Origin of the sequence: uncultured Agrobacterium sp. (genome assembly GCF_913777885.1) — a bacterium.
Classification (GTDB): domain Bacteria; phylum Pseudomonadota; class Alphaproteobacteria; order Rhizobiales; family Rhizobiaceae; genus Agrobacterium.
In genome coordinates this window covers 79,585-101,217 of sequence record NZ_CAJYTV010000007.1, presented here as the reverse complement: position 1 = coordinate 101,217, position 21,633 = coordinate 79,585, and the positions used below count along the sequence as shown (strand labels likewise).

Annotated in this window: 16 protein-coding genes; 13 read left to right on the top strand and 3 right to left on the bottom strand. The window is 58.3% G+C overall.

The annotated features are described in order from the left end of the window. Window positions 1-28: 28 nt before the first annotated feature. Together QZ869_RS05540 and QZ869_RS05535 are read right to left on the bottom strand one after the other, a co-directional pair. A complete protein-coding gene (locus QZ869_RS05540; protein ID WP_296103126.1) occupies window positions 29-1,636 on the bottom strand; it encodes an ABC transporter substrate-binding protein in 1,608 nt (535 codons plus the stop codon). Between the two features lie 212 nt (window positions 1,637-1,848). Further along, complete coding sequence (locus QZ869_RS05535; RefSeq protein ID WP_296103108.1) at window positions 1,849-3,054, bottom strand: AGE family epimerase/isomerase; 1,206 nt, start codon at window positions 3,052-3,054, stop codon at window positions 1,849-1,851. Window positions 3,055-3,409: 355 nt separating this feature from the next. Here QZ869_RS05535 and bcsN point away from each other — a divergent pair, with 355 nt between their 5' ends. From bcsN to QZ869_RS05505, 6 genes are all read left to right on the top strand, one after another. After that, window positions 3,410-4,285, top strand: a complete 876-nt coding sequence (gene bcsN / locus QZ869_RS05530) for a cellulose biosynthesis protein BcsN (protein WP_296103106.1) — start codon at window positions 3,410-3,412, stop codon at window positions 4,283-4,285. Window positions 4,286-4,398: 113 nt separating this feature from the next. After that, the gene (gene bcsA / locus QZ869_RS05525) at window positions 4,399-6,591 is read left to right on the top strand and encodes a UDP-forming cellulose synthase catalytic subunit (RefSeq protein ID WP_296103105.1); all 2,193 of its coding nucleotides are present in this window, start codon (window positions 4,399-4,401) and stop codon (window positions 6,589-6,591) included. Next, window positions 6,588-9,080 carry a cellulose biosynthesis cyclic di-GMP-binding regulatory protein BcsB gene (locus QZ869_RS05520; protein ID WP_296103104.1) on the top strand — a complete coding sequence of 831 codons (2,493 nt, stop codon included), beginning with the start codon at window positions 6,588-6,590 and terminating at the stop codon, window positions 9,078-9,080. Before bcsA ends, QZ869_RS05520 begins: the two co-directional genes overlap by 4 nt. A gap of 50 nt (window positions 9,081-9,130) precedes the next feature. Next, complete coding sequence (locus QZ869_RS05515) at window positions 9,131-10,126, top strand: glycosyl hydrolase family 8 (RefSeq protein ID WP_296103101.1); 996 nt, start codon at window positions 9,131-9,133, stop codon at window positions 10,124-10,126. Continuing rightward, a complete protein-coding gene (locus QZ869_RS05510) occupies window positions 10,117-12,414 on the top strand; it encodes a cellulose synthase (RefSeq protein ID WP_296103098.1) in 2,298 nt (765 codons plus the stop codon). The genes QZ869_RS05515 and QZ869_RS05510 overlap by 10 nt, the downstream gene beginning before the upstream one ends. Window positions 12,415-12,710: 296 nt before the next feature. Then, window positions 12,711-13,154, top strand: a complete 444-nt coding sequence (locus tag QZ869_RS05505; RefSeq protein WP_296038117.1) for an Rrf2 family transcriptional regulator — start codon at window positions 12,711-12,713, stop codon at window positions 13,152-13,154. A gap of 129 nt (window positions 13,155-13,283) precedes the next feature. On the opposite strand, the gene QZ869_RS05500 is transcribed toward QZ869_RS05505, so the two are convergent. Next, window positions 13,284-13,808 carry a flavin reductase family protein gene (locus QZ869_RS05500; protein WP_296103096.1) on the bottom strand — a complete coding sequence of 175 codons (525 nt, stop codon included), beginning with the start codon at window positions 13,806-13,808 and terminating at the stop codon, window positions 13,284-13,286. A 310-nt stretch (window positions 13,809-14,118) separates the two neighbouring features. Here QZ869_RS05500 and QZ869_RS05495 point away from each other — a divergent pair, with 310 nt between their 5' ends. The 7 genes from QZ869_RS05495 to QZ869_RS05465 all read left to right on the top strand — a co-directional run bounded on the left by QZ869_RS05495 (window position 14,119) and on the right by QZ869_RS05465 (window position 21,629). After that, window positions 14,119-15,186 (top strand): LacI family DNA-binding transcriptional regulator, encoded by a 1,068-nt coding sequence (locus QZ869_RS05495; RefSeq protein WP_296103094.1) that lies wholly within the window; start codon window positions 14,119-14,121, stop codon window positions 15,184-15,186. After that, a complete protein-coding gene (locus QZ869_RS05490) occupies window positions 15,183-16,205 on the top strand; it encodes an ABC transporter substrate-binding protein (protein WP_296103092.1) in 1,023 nt (340 codons plus the stop codon). The genes QZ869_RS05495 and QZ869_RS05490 overlap by 4 nt, the downstream gene beginning before the upstream one ends. Window positions 16,206-16,289: 84 nt before the next feature. Beyond that, entirely contained in the window at window positions 16,290-17,117 is an 828-nt protein-coding gene (locus QZ869_RS05485; protein ID WP_296103090.1) for an ABC transporter permease, read from the top strand. Then, window positions 17,114-17,893 (top strand): ABC transporter permease, encoded by a 780-nt coding sequence (locus QZ869_RS05480; protein ID WP_296021087.1) that lies wholly within the window; start codon window positions 17,114-17,116, stop codon window positions 17,891-17,893. The genes QZ869_RS05485 and QZ869_RS05480 overlap by 4 nt, the downstream gene beginning before the upstream one ends. Further along, window positions 17,886-18,911 (top strand): ABC transporter ATP-binding protein, encoded by a 1,026-nt coding sequence (locus tag QZ869_RS05475; protein ID WP_296103087.1) that lies wholly within the window; start codon window positions 17,886-17,888, stop codon window positions 18,909-18,911. The genes QZ869_RS05480 and QZ869_RS05475 overlap by 8 nt, the downstream gene beginning before the upstream one ends. 1 nt (window position 18,912) lies before the next feature. Next, complete coding sequence (locus QZ869_RS05470; protein WP_296103084.1) at window positions 18,913-19,839, top strand: nucleoside hydrolase; 927 nt, start codon at window positions 18,913-18,915, stop codon at window positions 19,837-19,839. Further along, a complete protein-coding gene (locus tag QZ869_RS05465) occupies window positions 19,836-21,629 on the top strand; it encodes an adenine deaminase (protein WP_296103081.1) in 1,794 nt (597 codons plus the stop codon). The genes QZ869_RS05470 and QZ869_RS05465 overlap by 4 nt, the downstream gene beginning before the upstream one ends. Window positions 21,630-21,633 lie beyond the last annotated feature (4 nt).

The following is a 21,633-nucleotide window of genomic DNA, read 5'->3' as shown; positions in this document are numbered from 1 at the left end:
ACGGAGAATGCGGCCTGCAACTGCCACTCTATTCCTCGATGGCGGTATCCGCCCAGTTCGAAACCGCCCATCTTGGGTTACTGGCAACGTTTTTCACCGTGTCGCGGGCAACGGTAATGAAGCCCCACTCTGCCACGTTAATCAACGGCAGATCCTGTTTCACCTTCTGCTGAAATTCCTTGTAGAGCGCAGTACGCTGCTTTTCGTCGACAGTTTCCGCCGCCTTGTCGATCAGAGCGTCCAATTCCTTGTTTTGATATCCGCCCTGATTGGAGAAGGGAACACCGGCAGGTGTTCCCGATTTCACCAGAATGGTTGTGGAAATGGCGGGATCGCCGCGAAAGACGGTCGGTGCTACGGCGAGGTCGAAGTCGTGGTCAGTGTAGACCGCCTTCTGATGAGCGGCAGCATCGTTGTTTACCTGTTGCGCATCGATACCGATGGCAGACAAAGCCTGGCGCAGATAGGCGCCGAACTGTTTGGTCTCATTGAAATAAGGCGCAGGCAGCAACTTCAGGGAGAAACGGTTCCCATCCCGACCGCGTGGATAGCCAGCCTCATCGAGAAGAGCGTTCGCCTTGTCGATGTTGAAGTCGTACAACGTGACGTCGGACGTGTAGAATTGCGACGCGTTCTTCGGCACAGGACCGGTGGAATTGGTCGCGTAGCCAAGAAACACCGTGTCGACCACGAGCTTCTTGTCGATTGCGTGAGCGATGGCTTGTCGCACCTTGAGGTCGGCAAGCTCTTTCCGGCGGTGATTCATTTCGACGACGAGTTGATAGGTCAAAGCCTCATAGCCATCGGCAATCACCTTGATGCCGGGTTCCTTGGAGATACGCGCAAGATCGGAAAGAGGAACGGCAGAAAAAGCGGCAAGCTGTATCTCCTCCGCTTCCAGCGCGGTTGCTGCGCCAGCGCGGTCGGGAAGCACCCGATAGATGATTTCGCTGAGCTTTGGCCGATCCTTGCCCCAATATGTCTCGTTGCGCGTCAGGCGATAATATTCGCCGGGCTTGTACTCGGCAAAAACGAAAGGTCCGGTGCCGACCGGTTTGTTGTTCAGCGGGTTGGTGGCGATATCGGTGCCGTCGTACAGATGTTTCGGCAGAACGCTGGTGACTACCGGCAGGGCATTGCGAATGAGCTGGAAGGGTGTAGGCTTTGAGAAGCGGAAAATTGCGGTGTGCTCGTCGGGCGTGTCTACGCTCTCAAGGTTGGCAAAGACCAGCCGTCCGAGGTTCTGCAGCGGTTTCCAGACGGACAGAGCAGAGAAGGCCACATCCGCCGAAGTGAAGGGTTTGCCGTCGTGCCACGTCACGCCTTCACGCAACTTGAAGGCTGCACTCAGGCCATCCTGCGAGCCTTCCCAAGCGGTTGCAAGCCGAGGCTCAAGCCCATCTTTCCCGTTGTAGGACGCTTCCGCCAGCGGTTCGACAATCTTGCTGGAAATATAGAAGACGCCGTTGGAAGCGACGATTGCAGGGTTGAGATTTTTAGGCTCGGAGTCTGCCGCGACGACGAGGCGCTCGCCGCTCTCCTGCGCCCAGGCACGGTCGATGCGCATCAATGCTGTGGATGCGGTGAGCAGTGCCAGGGTCTTGAGGAGGGATCGGCGCGAAATCGGGGACGGCATGAAGGGCTCCGGATTGAGACGGTGGTTCTCGGTCGCATTTACGACCATGACCACTTCAGTGTCCATGGGAAGCCGCCACATGGACAGCAATGTTTTCATCCTGCTTGAAACGAGGAGGATATTTCTTTTCCTCGCCCGCGGTAACGAAGCGAAATCATTCGCATTCATGCGAATGTCTGTCTGTTTCTGAAGTATCGAAGAAACTGATAGACCTATCGCGGTTCCGCGGTCTTTGACTTCAATGCCTTCAATACTGCGTCGGCTTCGTAGATGGCGCAGACGATATGATAGAAAGTGCTTGCAGGCGCTGGCTCCTCGATCATTGGTGCATCGTCGGGCCATTTGTCGAACCACAGGCCGCGGATCTGTGTGTCGAGGAAGGGTTGAATTGCCACGACTGCCCGCAAGGCGGAGGTCAGATATCGATGCCGCTCCTCTCCTTCCGTCACACTCGCCAGTCGAATGGCCGCCTTGAGCCATTCCGTTTGCGGCCAGAAGCGGGCGAGCCGGTCATGCGGCGAGAAATCGTCGAGCAAGCTCATGACGGCGACTTTTCGCCGTGGGCAAATACCGTGACTTTCGGCGATCTCGAACAAGCGCTTGGCCGCTTTCACCGCATCGAAACTGTTGCGCAGAAGCCCCCAACGGGTGAGAAGCCACGCCCATTCGAATTGGTGGCCGGGCTCCATGATACGGCCGTCCTCACCAGAAGCCGGCATCCAGTCCTTATCGAAAAACTCTCGCAAGCCACCATTGCCCTGATCGATGAAGCGGCTCATGGCCAGATCGGCAATCTCATCGGCAACGGCTGTCCACGGGCCGGATGGGTCGACTTTTTCCCAAGCCAGCATCGCCTCGAAAAGGTGCATATGCGGGTTGGAGCATAGAGGATAACGGGGGGGATTATCTTCCTCGAACCCCTGAACCGGATGGGCGTACTGCGCTTTCAATATTGACAGGATCAAAAGCGCTCGCTCGCGCATCTCGCCCTTTCTTTCGGGCAGCACTTTCGCGGTCTGGGCCGCTGCGAAAAGGGCAAAGGCCTGATTGTACAGATCGAACGACGGATCGATGAGTTTCCCAGACGCGTTCGCCAGGTTGCCGTATAGCCCGCTTTCCAAACGGTAGACCCTGTCAAACCACGAGAGGCCTTGGTCTAGGGCGCGTTTCCAGTCGCCGCCCCAGCCGTTTTCGCCCGCCGCCGCATAACAATAGGCCTGGCGCGGTTGAACGCGGGCGCGGCGATCATCTCCAAGGATAGGCCTGCCGTCCTGACCGACCCGTTCATGAAATCCACCATCCGGCTTTGCCGCTCCGGCCTCCCACCATAGAGGCAGGGCAGCCTCCTCCAGCCATCTGCGCAGTGCGGTAATTTCCTCTGTCAGTCGTGCTGTCGTGCTTAACGGTTGGTCAGTCATCCTGCTACGCTTTTTGATCCTTCATTTCATCATGCCGCACGATAGGCCATCATGGCGACGTTCAACAATTCCAAATCCTTCTGCACCGGCAAAGTTCCCGCAGGCTGTCGTAAAGCGTAGACTACAACCGCAGGCATAAGTCTCAACCCTCCATATTTAGGATTGCTAAATCGCAGGGCTCACGTATTTCGAAACGATGAACTGGTCACACGTGATTCGTTATGCTCAAACCTCGTTAAGGGGATATAGTGCAGGGGCGGAAAAGGCCGCTGCCATTGCATCATTGTGTGGTGTGGCGTTTGCGCTTTCGGGCTGCAATACCCCAGCGGGCGTGCAGCAATCAGGCGCACCCAAAATGGCATCGCCGGAAGAGGCGTTGATTTTTCCACCACCTGGTGGTCCAGAGATCCTGACTGTTATCAATCGCAATTATTCCAATGCGGTTCAGCAGGATGTGATCCTGCGCTCGAACGCAACGACGCCTGGCCAGAATTACTTGAAAGTCCAGATTTTCGGGCCGCAAAAAGCCGAGGATACGGGAAAAGACGGGCTTTCGGAAAGCAGTCTGCGCGCTTCCTCGATCTCGCGCGAAATTCGGAGCGCATTTCCCGGTGTGGCCATGTCGATGTCCGCGGAATATCTCCAGAACAATTACGGCGCTTTTTCCTACGCCTCAGGCAAAGGTTATGGCGATGACGCGTGCATCTATGGCTGGCAGCAGATCCGCTCTGCGGAAAGCATGCGCCAGGGCTTCAAAAATCTGGGCCGCATCAATGTCACGTTGCGCCTCTGCCAATCTGGCGTCACCACCCGCGATCTTCTCGCTGTAATGTACAATTACATCATTACCGGCAATTATCTGTCCAGCAATTGGAACCCCTACGGAACGGCGCAGAGGCCTGACAGTGGACTAGGCCGCGCCGGCAATCCTGTCTACCCCGTGTCGGGTAACGCTCCGATGTCGCCTGGAACCCAAACGCCCGCGGCGGCGCCAGTCCGCGCGGTGACGAGACCTGCCCCTATTTCGGTGCCTGCGTCCAATACTCGCCCAAGCCCGCCTCAGCCTCAGCCAGCACCTGCCGTGGTGATTCCCTCTCCCGCACGACCCATGGCAACCAGTGGCCGACCGGCGGATGTGGCTCCGCCAGCGCGACGTATTGAAACGAAACGGATTGCCATCCCGTCGCCCGGCTGTGTTGCTGGTCAGACGAGCGGGCAAACCTGCAATTAACTGTTTTGAGTGTAACTGCTCCACAATGGCTTTTCGACATGCCGTCGGATGGCCGGTGGCATGAGGCCAAAGGAGCGACCTGCTTCTTATCGACTTGATGTAAAGGTTTGCGGATGAGCAAGGCCATCACTTTCATCCTTTGGCTGTTCGTGTCGGCCTGTGTGCTGCTGATCATCACTCTGCCCGTCAGCCTGCAGACACACCTCATCGCAACCGCAATCTCGCTCGGTCTTCTCGCGACGATCAAAACCCTGAACGGCAAGGGAGCATGGCGGCTGATCGGCCTGGGCTTCGGAACCGCCATCGTTCTGCGCTATGTCTATTGGCGCACGACAAGTACCTTGCCGCCCGTCAATCAACTCGAAAACTTCATTCCCGGCTTTCTGCTGTATCTCGCCGAGATGTACAGCGTGATGATGCTGGCGCTCAGCCTCGTCATTGTCTCCATGCCTTTGCCCTCGCGCAAGACACGCCCCGGTTCTGCCGGTTATGTGCCGACGGTGGATGTCTTCGTTCCGACTTATAATGAGGACGCCGAACTTCTCGCCAATACGCTGGCTGCGGCAAAAAACATGGATTACCCGACGGACAGGTTCACGGTCTGGCTGCTGGATGATGGCGGGACGCTACAGAAACGCAATGCGCCGAACATTCTGGAAGCGCAGGCGGCCGCCAGACGGCATGCGGAATTGCAGAGGCTCTGCGCCGATCTCGGCGTCAACTACCTGACGCGTGAGCGTAACGTCCACGCCAAGGCCGGCAATCTGAACAACGGTCTTGAGCATTCCACCGGCGAACTGGTGACAGTTTTCGATGCAGACCATGCCCCCGCTCGTGACTTTCTTCTCGAAACGGTCGGCTATTTCGAAGAAGATCCGAAGCTCTTCCTCGTGCAGACGCCGCATTTCTTTCTCAATCCAGATCCCATCGAGCGCAATCTGCGCACCTTTGAAACGATGCCGAGCGAGAACGAAATGTTCTACGGCATCATTCAGCGCGGACTGGACAAGTGGAACGGTGCCTTCTTCTGCGGTTCGGCGGCGGTTCTGCGCCGGACGGCATTGAAGGAAACCGAGGGATTCAGCGGGGTCAGCATCACTGAAGACTGCGAGACCGCGCTTGCACTTCATTCGCGCGGCTGGAATAGCCTTTATGTCGACAAGCCACTGATTGCAGGTTTGCAGCCGGCAACTTTCACCAGCTTCATCGGCCAAAGAAGCCGTTGGGCGCAGGGCATGATGCAGATCCTGATCTTCCGGCAGCCGCTGTTTCGCCGAGGACTCTCCTTCACCCAACGGCTTTGCTACATGTCGTCCACGCTGTTCTGGCTATTTCCGTTCCCGCGTACCATCTTCCTCTTTGCGCCTCTGTTCTATCTCTTTTTCGATCTGCAGATCTTCGTGGCCTCGGGTGGCGAATTCCTGGCCTACACGGCCGCGTATATGCTGGTGAACCTCATGATGCAGAACTTCCTCTATGGAAGTTTCCGCTGGCCCTGGATTTCCGAACTCTACGAATATGTGCAGACGGTGCATCTTCTGCCGGCCGTAGTCTCGGTCCTGTTCAATCCCAGCAAGCCGACCTTCAAGGTCACCGCCAAGGACGAATCTATCAGCGAAGCCAGACTGTCGGAAATCAGCCGTCCGTTCTTCGTCATCTTTTTCGTGCTGGTCATCGCCATGGTCTTTGCGATCTATCGCATCTACGCAGAGCCCTATAAGGCGGATGTGACGCTGGTCGTGGGCGGATGGAACCTGCTCAATATCATCTTTGCCGGCTGCGCACTCGGCGTCGTGTCCGAACGCGGCGAAAGGTCTGCTTCACGGCGCATCACCGTCAAGCGTCGCTGCGAGTTGCAATTCCAGGAAGACGGCCCGTGGTTGCCGGCGACTGTTCAGAACGTTTCGGTTCACGGCATGCTGATCAATGTTTTCGAAGACGATCTCGATCGTATCGAGAAAGGCAGCTCGGCTCGCATCAAGGTAGAACCCTACAGCCCAGGGTCTCCGTCCACGATGACGATTGATATTGTTAGAACCGTCAAGCAACAGGGTTTCATGTCCATCGGCTGCACTTTCGCGCCTAAGGAAAATATCGAACGCCGACTGATCGCAGATTTGATTTTCGCCAATTCAGAGCAATGGACGGAATTCCAGCGCGCTCGCAGACGAAATCCCGGTTTGATTCGAGGAACAGCCTCTTTTCTGGCGATTGCGCTCTTCCAGACGCAGCGCGGCCTCTTTTACTTCATGCGGTCTTTCCAATCCAAGGCAAAGCAGAAGGCTCCCGCGGGAGTGGCAAAATGATGAAAAAGCCGCTTGCTTTTCTGGCCTTTTACGCTGCCTTCGCGGCGACAGCTTTTGCTCAGTCCGCACCCTTCGATATGTCACCGGAGCGGCCAGCCGGTTCGCCGCCAGCAACGACGGGTCCAGTGCCACCGTTCGCACCGTCAGCGCCCACGACAGCGTTACCACCGACCCCTCAAGTTCCTGTCAGGCCGCCACCTGCGGCTTCGCCCGCGGGTGCGCCACCAACGCAGCAAATCGCTCCATCGTCTGTTCCATCCGTCACGCCCAGCGCCTCGACGCCGCCGATGGCCGCACCGCGGTCGGCGCAGGCAGCCCCTGAGCCCATCTCCAAATCCGTCGATCAGCGCCGCCGCTACATCCTGCCGTTCACCGAACTCAGCCTGTCTGGCGAAATGGACCAGCGGCAATGGACGATCTACATGACGCCACAACAGGCTGATGCGGCCAGGGCTCTGACCGTTGCCTACCAGAACGCCGTAGTGGTTGCGCCGGAAAGCTCAAGCCTCGAGATCGCGATCAACAATGTCCCGCTGGAGCAAAGAAGCATTGCCTCTCCCGACGCGGAGGGCAATCTTTCCATCACCATTCCGCCCGGTCTACTTCAGGGTGGCGCTAATGTGGTGACACTTGGCGTCAAGCAACGGCACCGAACTGACTGCACGATCGAATCCACATACGATCTGTGGACCGACATCAATCCGTCCGGTACCTTCATCACTCTCAATGCCGATGTGGCAAGCCGTTTCGAGACAATCGAGGACATACAGGCTATCGGGGCCGGTTCCGACGGGCTGACCACCATCGACATCGTCGCGCCCGGCATGTCCAACCCTGTGATGGCTTCGTCTCTGCTGAAACTCTCGCAGGCATTGGCGTTGCGCACGCAAATGCCCAATCAGGAGATCGTCTTTCACGCAAACGTTCCGCAGGCAAGAAAGGCGGGTTCGCTTCTCGTGCTGGCTGGCACTTCGCGTGAGATTGCAGCGGTTACAAACACAGTCCCCGCAGAAGTCCTTGCAGGCCCCTATGCTGGCTTCGAAAGCAATCTGATCAATGGTGCGTCGGCTCTGATTGTCGGAGGCCCGACATCGCAAGCCACGCAAGCGGCGATCGCCAGCCTGGTTGCGTCGGTCGAACCTCCCGACCAGTCGTCTCGTTCCTTTTTGTCGACCAGGAACTGGCACACGCCAGATGCGCCTCTTGTCCTTGGCGACCGCCGTCTCTCGCTTTCGTCGCTTGGTGTGACGAGCACCGAATTTTCAGGAAGGCGCTTTCGCACCGATTTCACTATCGGCGTCCCCGCAAATTTTTACGCCGCAGCCTATGGCGAAGCCACTCTTCTTCTGGATGCCGCCTATGCCGCAGAGGTGCTTCCCGGAAGTCATATCGACGTCTACGTGAACGGAAACATCGCATCCACCGTGCCGATTTCCAACCGGGGCGGTGGCATCTTCCGGCACCTGCCGATCAACGTCACGTTGAGGCACTTCGTGCCTGGCGCAAATACAGTGACAATAGAAGCTGTTTTGCAAACTCAGGCGGACGAGACCTGCCTGCCCGGCACCACGGCGAGCGCGACACCGCGTTTCGCTCTCTTCGATACGTCTGAGTTTCACATGCCGAACTTCGCCAGGATCGGGCGCGCACCGGACCTTGCCGCTACCAGTGGGGTTGCGCAGCCATATCGTTCCGCAAAACAGCCCGTGGCTATATTTCTGGAGCGGATCGATCCCGATCTCTTGTCGTCTGCCGCCACCCTTATGGGGCGTCTGGCCGTTGCGGCGGGGCAGCCCGTCGACGTGGATATGGTAGGATCTATCGCAGGCGTCGGAGACAGGGATGCGATCTTCATCGGCACACTTCCGCAGATCCAGCCGGCGCTTGCCGCCCAGTTCAACATAGCGTCCGCCAGTCAGACCGCTTGGGGCGAAGGAAGGCAGTCGGCTCCAGCCGCCGAGCAGACAGACCAACTCTTCGAAGACTGGCGTCAGCGTGTGGATGGTGGGCTCTGGCAGGGCCAGATATCCTCCTTCGAGGAGTGGATGCGGCGCAATTTCGATATCAGCGCCGACACGTTGCGGTTTCTGCCTGGAGCGGAGGAGATCTACGCACCGCCCGCAAATGTTAGTTTCATGCTGGCGCAAGGCCTCAGCCCAGGAGGAGAAGGCGTCTGGACCCTTGCGACCGCACCGGCGACAGACACCCTGCGCTCCGGCATGAAGGCGATGACGGAAATGAAGCGATGGTCTGGCCTTTCCGGGCGGATCGCGACCTACGATGCGGGCGCCGACAAGGTCGAGTCGATTGTCGCAAAGCAGCAGACGTTCTTTACCACCGGCCCCTTTACATTTTCGAACTGGCGACTGATCGCGGCCAACTGGCTGTCCAGCAACACCTTATCCTATTCGCTGTTTTTTATCGGCTTTCTGTCGCTTCTGGGGTTTGTGACTTTCCTGCTTCTGCGGGGGCTGGGTCGCAAACCATGACGAGATTTGTCCTAAAATTCCTCCAAACGATAGTGCTGCTGGGGATCGCGATGGTTCCGTTAAGCGGCAGGGCCGCATCTATCGATGCAGCGGATTGGCAGAGCTATCGCGCAGCCTTTCTGGATGCCTCGGGACGGATTGTCGATACCGGCAATAACGGCATCAGCCATAGCGAGGGACAAGGCTATGGCATGTGGCTTGCGGTTCTTGCGGACGATCCCGCCACGTTCGAGTTGATCTGGTCTTTCACAAGGACGGAACTTCTCATCCGGGATGATGGCCTCGCTGCCTGGAAATGGGACCCGCAATCCAAGCCGCATGTCTCCGATATCAACAACGCAACAGACGGCGATATTCTCATTGCACAGGCGCTTGCCCTTGCCGCCCGGCAATGGGGACGCCAGGATTTTGCAGAGGCCGGTCGCGTTATTGCAAAGGCCCTGCTTGACAAGGCGGTTATCGAGCGGGGCGGAAGGACGTTGCTGCTTCCGGCGGTGTCGGGCTTCGCAGACCGCGACAGACAGGACGGGCCGGTCACCAACCCATCCTACTATATCTTCGAGGCGTTTCCGCTGCTGAACGAACTTGCGCCTTCGCCCGTCTGGGACAGGCTTTCGGCAGACGGTTTGAGCGCTCTTAACGGTTTTGCATTTGGCCCGCGCAAATTGCCTGCCGACTGGGTGTCAGTCCGGACCAAACCCCGCCCTGCCGATGGGTTCCCGAGCGAGTTCGGTTACAATTCCGTTCGTATTCCACTCTATCTCGCGAGAGGCGGTGTCGGCTCGCCCGATCTTTACATCCGTATGGCAGCAGGCATGTCGCTGGAGGGTGGAGATATCGCGACCTTCGACCTGAAATCAGGAGCGGCCAAGGATGTGCTTTCGGATGCGGGCTACCGGATCATGCCTGCTCTTCTGGCCTGCAAGGCCGCGAAAAAGCCCATTCCGGCAGAACTTCGAAACTACACGTCAACACTTTATTATCCATCTACGTTGCATCTCTTGGCTTTGTCTTTCGTAGCGCAAGCGAATCAGGAATGCCTATGAACAAGAAGCCACTTCTGCTTTCCGCTGCCGTGCTGTCCCTGTGCGCCGTCGCACTGTACCAGTCGCGCGACGAGCTTCTTGGTCATGTGAAGAGCGTTCATCCAACTTCGGACCATAAAACAGCGGCTGGCGCTTTCGCCGGCGAGCTCGGCAATGGATATGCGCAAAAGAGCACTGCCCCGCTGACCTCGGGTCAGAAGCCGGCGGAATCCTCCACGGCTTTATCCGCGCCGCCGGAGTCATCGGTAGATGTCGCACAGGCGCCGCACAATGCGCCATCGCCGCCGCGCACCAGCCCAGGCACTGTCCAGTCCGGACAGCCTGTCGCCAGCGAAACCGTACCGGTGGTGGATGAAAGTGCGCTTCGTTACTTTGCCGCGCGCGGCGATACGGCGCGTCTGCAAGCGGAAATCGCCCGCTTGAAAGCCCTTTATCCAAACTGGACGCCGCCCGCCGATCCTGCGGCAGCCGCTCCGACCGGCGACCCGCAGTTGGAGGCGATGTGGCAGCTTTACGCCAGTGGCCGCTACTCCGAAGCGCGAAAGGCGATTGCCGATCGTCAGGCTGCCGAAGCCGGATGGCAGCCGCCGGATAATCTCAAGCAAATGCTGGACCTTGCCGAGGCCCGCCAGCGCCTCGTCAACGCATCGGATCTCAAGCAATATAATGCGGTGATCGGGGTCGCTGCTGAAAATCCCGGTCTGTTGACCTGCAGCGAGGTCGATGTGCTCTGGCGCGTGGCGGAGGCTTTTGTCCGCGTCGAAAAGCCGGAGCGTGCGCGTGACGCCTATAATTACCTGCTCAGCAACTGCCAAAATCCGGCTGAACGTCTCGCGACGGTCCAAAAGGCCTCGGAACTGCTGCCGATTTCAATGACCCAAGATCTTCTGTCGCGTGAGAAGCCTGGGCCTGACGGGCAGCTCGAATTTGAGCCGTTAAAGGACGATCTCGCACGCCAGTTCGTTGCGAAGGCTGGTGAAGATCCCAAGGTGAGTGTGCCGCCTGCCTATCTGTCCCGTCTGGAACGGTTGGCGGAAACCAACAAGCTTGCAAGCGATGCGCTTCTGCTTGGGTGGTACAATGTCGAGCGTGAGAAGATGGACGATGCGGAAAAGTGGTTCCGCCGTGCAAGAGAGGTTGACGATTCCGCTTCGGCTTCGGAAGGACTCGCGCTGGCATTGGTGGCGCGCGGAGAGCCGCGAGAGGCTGAGGAGATCATGTTTAAATGGCGCGACTCTTCGGATGGCGCGCGTGCGACCTATTTGGCGGCGGCTGCGAACCTTCTGGCGCTCGATCCACCGGTCGTTCTCACGCCAATTGTGTTGCAGCGTATCGCTGCAGAAACGGTAGCGCAGAAAGACGCGGCAGTCGCACAGGAATTTGGCTGGTACTCTCGCGCCTTCCAGCAGCCGCAACTGGCGCAGCAGTGGTTTTCAACGGCAATACAATGGAAGCCGGATGATGAGCCTTCGGCTTATGGTCTTGCGCTGACGTATCAAGAGCTCAATGATATCGCAGAGGTTCGCCGTCTTCAGCAGCAATGGGGGTCCAAATCCCAGCGCATCCTCGATGTCGGCCGCCCTGTGGCCCAGACGGGCGTTATTGCGTCCAACCCGGCGGTAACGGCGCCCGCACCTGTCCAGGCATCCTCACGGGCAGTCGCCGAAGGGTCGCGCCTCGTATCACCACCCACCGGTCCGGTCGCCTACGAACCGGCAATGCCGCGTCAGGCACAGAATTTTCGGACTGGGCGCAGGCCGGGACGATGTTCAACCCATCCCAATCCGGAAACATTGTCCGCGCAAGGCGCGCTGCAACAGGGCTGGTGTTTGATGGAGGTGAACAGGCCAGCCGAAGCGGCACAGGCTTTCTCCGTCGCAATCAAACGTGGGGAGCCCACAACCCGCAGCGATGCCGCCTATGGCCAGAGCCTTGCCTATCTTCGCATGGGGCTGACCGACAATGCAGCGGTGTCGGCCACGAAATCATCGATGGACCGGCAAAAGGCAACGGAGCTGCAGGTCGCGATCCTCACCGACCGTGCGCTCGCAGCCTATCGTAACAAACATTACGAGGAAGCGCTCATCCTTCTCGATCAGCGGGCGAGGTACGCCAGCGAGCGCATCGATCTGATGGTCATTCGTGGTTATGCCTATCTCAATATGAACCGGTATGGCGAGGCAGTCCAGGTTTTCGAGGCAACTGCAGCGACCGGAAATCCCGATGCCATTCGAGGTCTGGCCGCGGCGCGCGACGCGCGTCCGAGCCGCGGCCCACAAGGCGGATAAGCCAGCGTCCACCTATTCGACTATTTTCATGGAATTCATTGAAAGTTCATGTCGGGAACAGTATGTGGTTTTTAAAGTCAGCTGGAAGAGCGTTGCGATCTTTCATCGTGTGAAACACACTTCGGATATTCTGTTGCGGCGTGAATCTCGTGACCGCAGGCTGGCTGGACAGGGTTATTTCGTACGAACGTTCGAACGCGTTTTTGACCGTCAATGCGTGAATGACCATTAGGAGCGATGGGGTCAGCCCATTTGCATCCCGACTTGCAAGCAACAACTTTTGATGAAAGACCGTAATGCTGACAAAAAAGGGAAAATACGGCCTTAAAGCGATGATCGATCTTGCCGGTCTCGACAAGGGCCAGACCGCCTTTGTCAGCGATATTGCCTCCCGTAACAATATACCGAAGAAATTCCTTGATGCGATTTTGCTTGAGCTTCGCAACGAAGGCATGTTGCGCTCCAAGAAGGGGCCGGGCGGCGGCTATGCGCTGTCGAAGCCAGCTTCTGAAATCTACATAGGCCAGGTTATTCGTGCCCTTGATGGACCGCTTGCCCCCATCCGTTGCGCCAGCCGTACGGCCTTCGAAGCTTGCGAAGACTGTTCCGACCCGGAGAGCTGTCAGGTCCGGCGCTCGATGACGGATGTCAGGGACGCCATGGCTTCCGTTCTCGACACCATGACGCTCGAGCAGTTCGTCCTGAACACCGGCGACAAATCGGTGAACAAGACGGCTTGAGGCAATACGACCTCGACAGCATCGGCCCGAAAACCGACACTGATTTTTCTAAAGCACAGTGTGCCGATAAAAGTCGTTTGAGCGCCCCCTGCGCGCTTCTGATGATACCGGAGCTCTGAGGGTCCGCACCTAACCGACAGGAAAATATTGCCCCGCGCGGTAGACCAGCGCTTGTCCTTCGCTATGGGTGATGGACAGCACCCGACCGATGACGATGGCGTGGGTGTGGCGCTCCACCACATCTTCGACGGCGCAATCGATCACCGCAAGCGCGCCGCGCAAACCAGACGCTCCGCTTTCAAGCTCGAACCAGTCCGCCCCCTCATAGCGTTCAGCACCCTTAAAACCACCCACGCCCGCAAAGCGCGACGCAATCGCTTCCTGATCGCTGGACAGGATATTGACGCAGAAGTGGTTGAAGCGGGCGATGACCGGCCATGTGGAAGAAGATCGGTTGATGTTGACGATCATCGTCGGCGGTTCCGTCGACAGCGCCGTTGCTGAGGTGACGGTCGCGCCCGAACGATAGCTGCCATGACCGGCCGTGATAATACTGACGCCCGACGCAACCTGGCGCATGGCGGCTTTCAGGTCTGCCGCTTCGCGAGCGATATTCTCTCGCTCCTCATGTATGTAAGTCACTGTCGCTGTCATCGTTTCCACCTTTCAGCGTTCTTCCCCCGAACAGCTTAAAGCTAGCAACGTCGCTGCGCGGACCACAGCCAAAGGATTTCTTTGTTGATCGATTTTGTAGAATGATCTGTGTGCGACTGGCTCCTACCGTAGCGCTTGCATATCGAAGCGTGCTCGGAATCCCATCCACCTGAGGACCAAGGTCGCACGTCAACTCACCTTGATGTTTCTCTCCTTGAATCGAAAATTCACGCGCCCCGACTCGACAAGAAGGCTTGTTTCGAATAACGTGATTAAACGTTTAAGCAAGAGTTAGCAGGGGCGACGAGTGATGGCTTCGCAAAAGCCTGCCGCAAATCTGACCGGGATTGCCGCCGCCCTCGGCGTTTCGAGCGCCACTGTGTCCAACGCGCTCTCCGGCAAGGGCAGGGTATCATCGGAGCTGACGGACCGGATACGTCGCATGGCGGCTGAACTCGGCTACGTGCCAAGCCCGGCTGCGCGGGCGCTACGTACCGGACGAAGCGGCGTTCTGGGCCTCGTTCTTCCCGATATTGGCAATCCTCTCTTTCCTCAGATCGCTCAAGCTATCGAAAAGGCTGCGGCAAATGCCGGTTATGGCGTTCTGATTGCGGACTCCCACGGTGAGATCGCCAAGCAGACAGAAGCGATCAACCGGCTGATTGAGCGCGGTGTCGAAGCCATGGTCGTCATTCCACGCCGCGGCACCAGGATTGCAAATGTCGATTGCCCGGTAGCGGTGATCGATTCTCCCTCCACGCCTGGCAACACCGTTGCCGCCGATCACTGGGACGGCGGCGTGCAAATCGGCCGCCACCTTGCCGGGTTCGGCCACCGGGATGTCGTGATCATTGCCCGAAATCCGGATTCCAACGTGCAGAACGATCGCGTTGGAGGAATTCGCGCCGGTCTTTCCGCATCGGCCCGTAGCGAAACGCTCTGGATCGCACCGCTCGAACACCAAAGGGGTGAGGGCTGTCGGCTAGGTGTTGCCGATAAGGTGCAGGAAGGTTTTACCGCTTTTGCCGCTGCGTCGGATTTGCATGCGCTGCGTGTCCTGACCGAACTTCAGGACGAAGGGATTGCAGTGCCGGAGCAGGCAAGCGTCACCGGTTTCGATGATCTTATCTTTGCGCCGGTCGTCACGCCGTCGCTCACGACTGTACGCATGGATATGACGCGCATTGCCGATGCTGCGATCGCAGCGCTCGTTCGCGCCATCGACACCGAAGACCCTACGCTCCGGCCCGAGACGGGGGGCGTGATCGCCGATATTTCCAAAGTGGCCATGGAGCTCGTCATTCGCCGTTCCTCCTCCGCCGCCAATAACAAGAAGCAGACTGAAGACAGACCCCTCACAGCTGGAGAACACACATGAAGAAGATCATTTTGACATCGGGAACGGCCCTGATGCTGTCCCTCGGTGTCGCTCAGGCGCAGGATAAGACATTGACGATTTCCGTCTATGCCTTCGCGCAGGACGAGTTCAAGGAACTGGTTTACACGCCCTTCGAAAAGAAGTGCGGCTGCAAACTCGTCGTCGAAACCGGCAACAGCGTCGAGCGCTTGGCCAAGATGGAAGCCAACAAAGCAAATCCGGTCGTCGATCTCGCCATCGTCTCGATGGCGGATGCATTGTCCGCTGCACGCAAGGATTTGATCCAAAAGATCGACACGGCCAAGGTGCCCAACATCGACAAGCTCTACGACATTGCCAAAGATCCGAATGGCGATGGCATGAGCGTCGGCGTCAATCTTTATGCGACCTCCATCGTCTACCGGACGGACAAGATGAAGATCGATAGCTGGGCCGATCTTCTCAAGGATGGTGTGGTCGATCACATCGCTTTCCCGAATGTCACCACCAATCAGGGTCCGCCGGCACTCTATATGCTTGGTAAGGCCCTGGATAAGGATACGCCGGATCTCGGCGGACCGATCGAGGCCGTCGGCGCCAAGAAGGATGATATCGTTACTTTCTACGTAAAGTCGTCGCAGCTGGTGCAGCTGATGCAGCAGGAAGAAATCTGGGCAGCACCCATCGGTCGTTTCTCCTGGGCGCCTTTCACAAAGCTAGATCTGCCGCTCGCCTGGGCGACGCCCAAGGAAGGCCAGACAGGCGGCATGAACGTGCTCGTCGTGCCGAAGGGTACGAAGAACGAGGATCTGGCGCTGCAATTCATGAATTTCTGGCTCTCGACCGAAACGCAGAAGGCGCTGGCAGACAAGTTGGTGGATAGCCCGACCAACAAGGAGGTCAAGGTTTCCGAAGAGGCGGCGAACAACCTGACCTATGGTGAGGATACGGTCAAAAGTCTCCAACTCATCCCATCCGCCACGGCGCTCGACTACCGTGATAAGTGGGTTGCCGAGTGGAACGCGAAGGTGGGGCAATAATCTGCAGTTGGACGTCAATCTCGGATCCGATCCGGATTTCCAGATGGCGTGATTTTGCTGATGAACCCTTGAGGATACACCGCCATGTTTCAAAATCGGACCGAGGCTTTTGTACTTGCCTTGCCCGCCGCAATCTTTGCGGCGGCAGTTTTTCTCGTGCCCGTTTTCATTCTGCTGTCGGAAGGCTTTCGCTCTGCGGACGGATGGACGTTGCAAGCCTATACGGGCTTCTTTTCCGATCCCTTGAACCAAGCGGTGTTTCTGCGCACTTTAAAGCTCGGAGGGCTGGTGACGGCCGTTTCGGCCGTTATCGGTTACGCTGCGGCCTTTGCTATCGTCAGCCTGCCGCCAGGATCCAAGGGACATATGATCAATCTGGTCATTCTCCCTTTGATGATTTCGCCGGTGGCACGCACCTATGCCTGGATCGTCATTCTCGGTCGCACCGGCATCGTCAACGAGGCGCTGAAGTTCCTCGGTCTGACCGACAGTCCCATCCGTATCCTCTTTAGCGAGACGGCGGTGTTCATCGGACTTTTGCAACTCTTCCTGCCCTTGATGATCATTTCGCTGATCAGCGCGCTGGAAAACATGCCGCGCGATGTGGTGGCCGCATCGCGGGTTCTGGGTGCAAACTGGTTTCAGGTGTTCTGGAAGGTTATCATTCCGCTGACCAAAGAGGGCCTCGTCGTTGGCGGCACGCTGGTCTTCACCGGCTCGCTCACTGCCTACATCACACCCGCCATCCTCGGCGGATCCAAGGTCCTGATGCTGGAAACGCTGCTCTATCAGCAGGTGACGGTGTCCAACAATTTCGTCGCTGCAAGCGTCATTGCCTTCATTCTGATCGTCATGAGTTTTGCGGCCAATATCCTGCTCAAGCGCATTGCAACGGCAAGGAACAGGAAATGACCCGCCATCTCTTCATTCCCCTGACCCTTGTCCTGGTTATCGGCTTTCTGATCGGGCCTTTCCTGATCATCGTTGCCGCATCGTTTTCGGCCGGCGATACGCTGGCCTTCCCGCCGCAGGGCTTTTCGCTGAAATGGATCGCCAAGGTCTTCACGGTGGAAAGCTTCCGCGACAGCTTCGCCATGTCGATGTTCCTCGCCATTGGCGGTACATTCGCAGCACTCCTGCTTGGCATCCCGGCGGCTTATGCCATGTCTCGCTACAAACTTCCCTTTTCGGAAACGATCCGCACCGTCGTCTCCGCTCCGATCATCGTTCCGGGAATCATCGTCGGTCTGGCATTGCTTCGCTATTTCGTTGTGCCTTTCGGCATCGGCATTACGCTCGCCCTTTTCCTCGCACACACCGCGCTGATCCTTCCCTATGCCGTGCGAGTGGTGTCCGCCAGCCTGACGAATTTGCGCTCGGATATCGAAGAGGCTGCGGTGCTGCTCGGCTCGTCGCGGCTTGGTGCTTTCTTCCGCGTCGTGCTGCCGAACATCCGGGGCGGCATTCTGTCGGCCTTCATTCTTGGTTTCGTCACCAGCTTCAATCAGGTGCCGGTCTCGCTCTTCCTGTCGGGGCCGGGCGTTCGCACGCTGCCGATCGATATGCTGGGCTATATGGAAATCGTCTTCGATCCGTCGGTTGCCGCTCTTTCCTCGCTCCTCGCTTTCCTGTCCATCGGCATCGTTTTCATGGCCGAACGTTTTCTGGGATTCTCCCGCTATGTCTAACGCACAGTACCTCTCGCTGCAGAACCTTTCGCTGGCTTATGGCTCCACAATGGCCGTCGAAAGGCTCAATCTCGATATCCGCAAGGGCGAGCTTCTGGCTCTGCTCGGCCCCTCCGGCTGCGGCAAGACCACCACGATGCGTGCGATTGCCGGGCTGATGCCGGTTGCAGGCGGTCGTATCGATCTGGATGGCGCGGACATTACGCGCGTTTCCGCCAACAAGCGCGCCGTTGGTCTCGTCTTCCAATCCTATGCGCTCTTTCCGCATCTCAGCGTCTATGAGAACGTCGCCTTTGGTCTGCGGCTGAAGGGCATGAAAGGCAGTGATCTTGATACGAAGGTGGCATCGGGCCTCAAATCTGTCGGTCTCTCAAGCTTTGCCTCGCGCAAGCCGGCAGAACTTTCCGGCGGTCAGCAGCAGCGCGTGGCGCTTGCCCGTTCCATGGTCATGGACCCGAAAGTCCTGCTACTCGACGAGCCACTCTCCAACCTCGATGCGCGACTTCGTCTGGAAATGCGCACCGAGTTGCAGCGTGTGCAGAAGGCAACGGGCGTGACAATGATCTTCGTCACGCATGATCAGGTGGAGGCCCTGGCGCTGGCTGATCGCATAGTTGTGATGAAGAACGGCGCGATTGAGCAGATCGGAACGCCGGAAGAAATATATAATGCTCCTGTTTCGGCCTTCGTTGCCGATTTTGTCGGTTTTGAAAATATTTTCCGTCTGGAAGGCACGGCGCTAAAGACAGACGCTGGACGCATTACGCTTTCTGGCCAGGTTCCGAGTACGGCGGGACTGGCATGGAGGCCGCGCATGGTAACCCTCGGTTCAGGTCCTTTCGAGGGAACCGTGCGCGGCACGTCTTTTGCGGGCAGCAGCCGCGAATATCTGCTGGACAGCGCGCTCGGGACCATTAAGGCCGAGGTCGATGCAGCCCTGCCAGCTCATGAAATCGGCGCACATCTGGCCTTCGATCTGCCCATTGAAAAGGCGGCCAGCCTGAAGGTGTTCAGCTAAGATGGGCCTCTGGATCGATACCGATATGGGCTTCGACGATATCGCTGCCATTCTGGTGGTGGCTGCATCGGACCTGCCGATCGACGGTGTGTCGCTGGTCTTCGGCAACGCGCCGCTCCATCAGGTGCGCAGGAACGCTGCCGGCGCGGCGTCCGCCTTTTCCTGGCGCTTTCCAATTCATGCCGGGCGTGAAAAGCCCGTGCTGGGTGAAATCGAAACTGCACAGCGCATTCTCGGCGAAACCGGTATTCCGACCGTCGGCGCCACGCTTCCCTTAGTGGATGATCTGTTGGCGTCCGATGGCTTCGAAGCTCTTTGCCAGTGGCTGGCCGACGGGGAAGGGGAGAAGCGCATCCTAGCGCTTGGCCCTCTCACCAACATCGCAGCCGTCTGTCTTGCCAGGCCAGACCTTGCTGCCCGCATCACCGAACTGACCTGGATGGGCGGTGGTGTTACGCTTGGCAATCATACCGCGTCTGCCGAATTCAACGCCTTTGCCGATCCGGAAGCCGCAGCGATTGTTATCTCACACGAACTTCCGTTGCGCATGGTCGATCTCGATTTCTGCCGCAAGGTGACGGCCTCCCTTTCGGATGTGACCCCTATCCGTGAAGCGGGCGGCAAAAACGCAAAGCTGTTGGCCGACATGCTGGAAGGCTTTATCAATATCGCCATCAGCCGGGGACGCGACGCCATGGCGCTTTACGATCCTTGCGCTGCCGTTGCCATCGTCGCTCCACAGAGAGTTACCTGGAAACAGGCCCGTATCGATATTGAATTGCACGGTGTTCTTACCCGAGGGCGAACGGTTGTGGAGGCGCGGCCTGCCCACGCCGAGCGTTTCAATGCCCATTATGCGCAAAGCGTCGATGCTGAATTTGCGCGAGAGGCCATTCTTGGCGCGCTTCTGCAAGAGGCAAGCCGATGAGCGAAACGTCGATCGTTGTCGATCGCGATGGCGTGAATGACGCGAATGTGCGCACTCGTGCCGTCGCAGCGGCGCGGGGTGATGCGCCTTTCGATATCCTGATGTCCGGTGGCACTCTGGTGGATGTCGTGACCGGCGAATTGCGGCCTGCTGACATCGGCCTCGTCGGCCCGCTGATTGCGAGTGTCCATTCTTCCGGCTCTCGGCAGGATGCGACACACGTGCTGGACGCCAGCGGCGGTTACATCGCGCCGGGATTGATCGATACGCATATGCATATCGAAAGTTCAATGGTCACACCGGCGGCTTATGCTGCGGCGGTGGTGGCCAAGGGTGTCACGACAATCGTCTGGGACCCGCATGAATTTGCCAATGTGCATGGCCTGGATGGCATGTGTTGGGCGTCAACGGCCAGCCGCAGCTTGCCGCTTCGCACTATCCTGCTTGCGCCCTCATGCGTGCCTTCGGCGCCCGGATTGGAGCAGGCGGGTGCCGACTTCGATGCGAGTGCGCTCGCCGAGATTCTCTTCTGGGCGGAAGTCGGTGGTGTCGCCGAAGTCATGAATATGCGTGGCGTCATTGATCGCGATCCGCGCATGAGCGCTATTCTGCAGGAAGGACTGCATGCCGACAAGCTGATCTGCGGACATGCGCGTGGCTTGGCGGGTGCCGATCTCAACGCCTTCATGGCCGCCGGCGTCAGCTCGGATCACGAACTGACCTCGGCAGAGGACTTGATGGCGAAGCTGCGTGCCGGTCTGACGATCGAGCTGCGCGGCTCGCACGATCATCTGCTGCCGGAATTTGTCGAAGCCCTGAATACGCTCGGTCATCTGCCGCCGACGCTAACACTCTGCACCGATGACGTCTTCCCGGACGATCTATTAAAGGGTGGCGGGTTGGACGATGTCGTAAGGCGGCTGGTGCGCTACGGTCTTCGTCCGCAATGGGCTTTGCAGGCCGCGACACTCAATGCCGCCGCGCGCCTTCAGCGCAACGATCTCGGTCTTGTAGCTACGGGCCGCCGGGCCGACATCGTGATTTTCGACGATCTGACGCAATTTGCCGCCCGCCATGTCCTGGTCAGCGGCACGCGGGTTGCCGAACAGGGGCGGATGATCATTGATGTCCCCACGGTTGATGCGGCGCCCTTGAAACATTCCATGAAGCTGTCGCTGCGCTCGCCTCAGGATTTCCGGGTGAAGAGCGAGGGAAAGCGCGTGCGTCTTGCCACCATCGATAAACCCCGCTTCACCCAATGGGGAGAGATCGAAGCCGATGTGATCGATGGCTTCGTTGTGCCGCCAGAGGCAACAACGATGATTTCCGTCACGCACCGGCATGGTAAGGCTGAGCCTGTGACGCGCACAGGTTTTCTGACGGGATGGGGAACTTGGAATGGCGCGTTCGCGACCACCGTCTCGCATGACAGTCATAACCTGACGGTCTTTGGCGGTAACGAGACGGATATGGCACTCGCTGCCAACGCGATTATCACGGCGGGCGGCGGTATGGCTGTGGCCTCCGGCGGAAAGGTGACGGCTCTGCTGCCTCTACCTCTCTCCGGTCTTGTGTCCGATGCGCCGCTGACCGAGGTCGCCGCAGGTTTCGAAGCGGTGCGAGAGGCTGTCGGCAAGGTGGTCGAGTGGCAGCCGCCTTATCTCGTCTTCAAGGCCTGCTTTGGCGCGACGCTCGCGTGCAATATCGGCCCACACCAGACCGATATGGGCATTGCCGATGTGCTGACCGGAAAGCTACTGGAAACGCCGATGCTTGAGGTTCTGGCGTAAACGC

What these genes read in the sequence shown, in the direction of transcription:
- QZ869_RS05540 (WP_296103126.1), bottom strand. Translation starts at nt 1,636, where the DNA reads ATGCCGTCCCCGATTTCGCGCCGATCCCTCCTCAAGACCCTGGCACTG.
- QZ869_RS05535 (WP_296103108.1), bottom strand. Translation starts at nt 3,054, where the DNA reads ATGACTGACCAACCGTTAAGCACGACAGCACGACTGACAGAGGAAATT.
- bcsN (WP_296103106.1), top strand. Translation starts at nt 3,410, where the DNA reads ATGGCATCGCCGGAAGAGGCGTTGATTTTTCCACCACCTGGTGGTCCA.
- bcsA (WP_296103105.1), top strand. Translation starts at nt 4,399, where the DNA reads ATGAGCAAGGCCATCACTTTCATCCTTTGGCTGTTCGTGTCGGCCTGT.
- QZ869_RS05520 (WP_296103104.1), top strand. Translation starts at nt 6,588, where the DNA reads ATGATGAAAAAGCCGCTTGCTTTTCTGGCCTTTTACGCTGCCTTCGCG.
- QZ869_RS05515 (WP_296103101.1), top strand. Translation starts at nt 9,131, where the DNA reads ATGGTTCCGTTAAGCGGCAGGGCCGCATCTATCGATGCAGCGGATTGG.
- QZ869_RS05510 (WP_296103098.1), top strand. Translation starts at nt 10,117, where the DNA reads ATGCCTATGAACAAGAAGCCACTTCTGCTTTCCGCTGCCGTGCTGTCC.
- QZ869_RS05505 (WP_296038117.1), top strand. Translation starts at nt 12,711, where the DNA reads ATGCTGACAAAAAAGGGAAAATACGGCCTTAAAGCGATGATCGATCTT.
- QZ869_RS05500 (WP_296103096.1), bottom strand. Translation starts at nt 13,808, where the DNA reads ATGACAGCGACAGTGACTTACATACATGAGGAGCGAGAGAATATCGCT.
- QZ869_RS05495 (WP_296103094.1), top strand. Translation starts at nt 14,119, where the DNA reads ATGGCTTCGCAAAAGCCTGCCGCAAATCTGACCGGGATTGCCGCCGCC.
- QZ869_RS05490 (WP_296103092.1), top strand. Translation starts at nt 15,183, where the DNA reads ATGAAGAAGATCATTTTGACATCGGGAACGGCCCTGATGCTGTCCCTC.
- QZ869_RS05485 (WP_296103090.1), top strand. Translation starts at nt 16,290, where the DNA reads ATGTTTCAAAATCGGACCGAGGCTTTTGTACTTGCCTTGCCCGCCGCA.
- QZ869_RS05480 (WP_296021087.1), top strand. Translation starts at nt 17,114, where the DNA reads ATGACCCGCCATCTCTTCATTCCCCTGACCCTTGTCCTGGTTATCGGC.
- QZ869_RS05475 (WP_296103087.1), top strand. Translation starts at nt 17,886, where the DNA reads ATGTCTAACGCACAGTACCTCTCGCTGCAGAACCTTTCGCTGGCTTAT.
- QZ869_RS05470 (WP_296103084.1), top strand. Translation starts at nt 18,913, where the DNA reads ATGGGCCTCTGGATCGATACCGATATGGGCTTCGACGATATCGCTGCC.
- QZ869_RS05465 (WP_296103081.1), top strand. Translation starts at nt 19,836, where the DNA reads ATGAGCGAAACGTCGATCGTTGTCGATCGCGATGGCGTGAATGACGCG.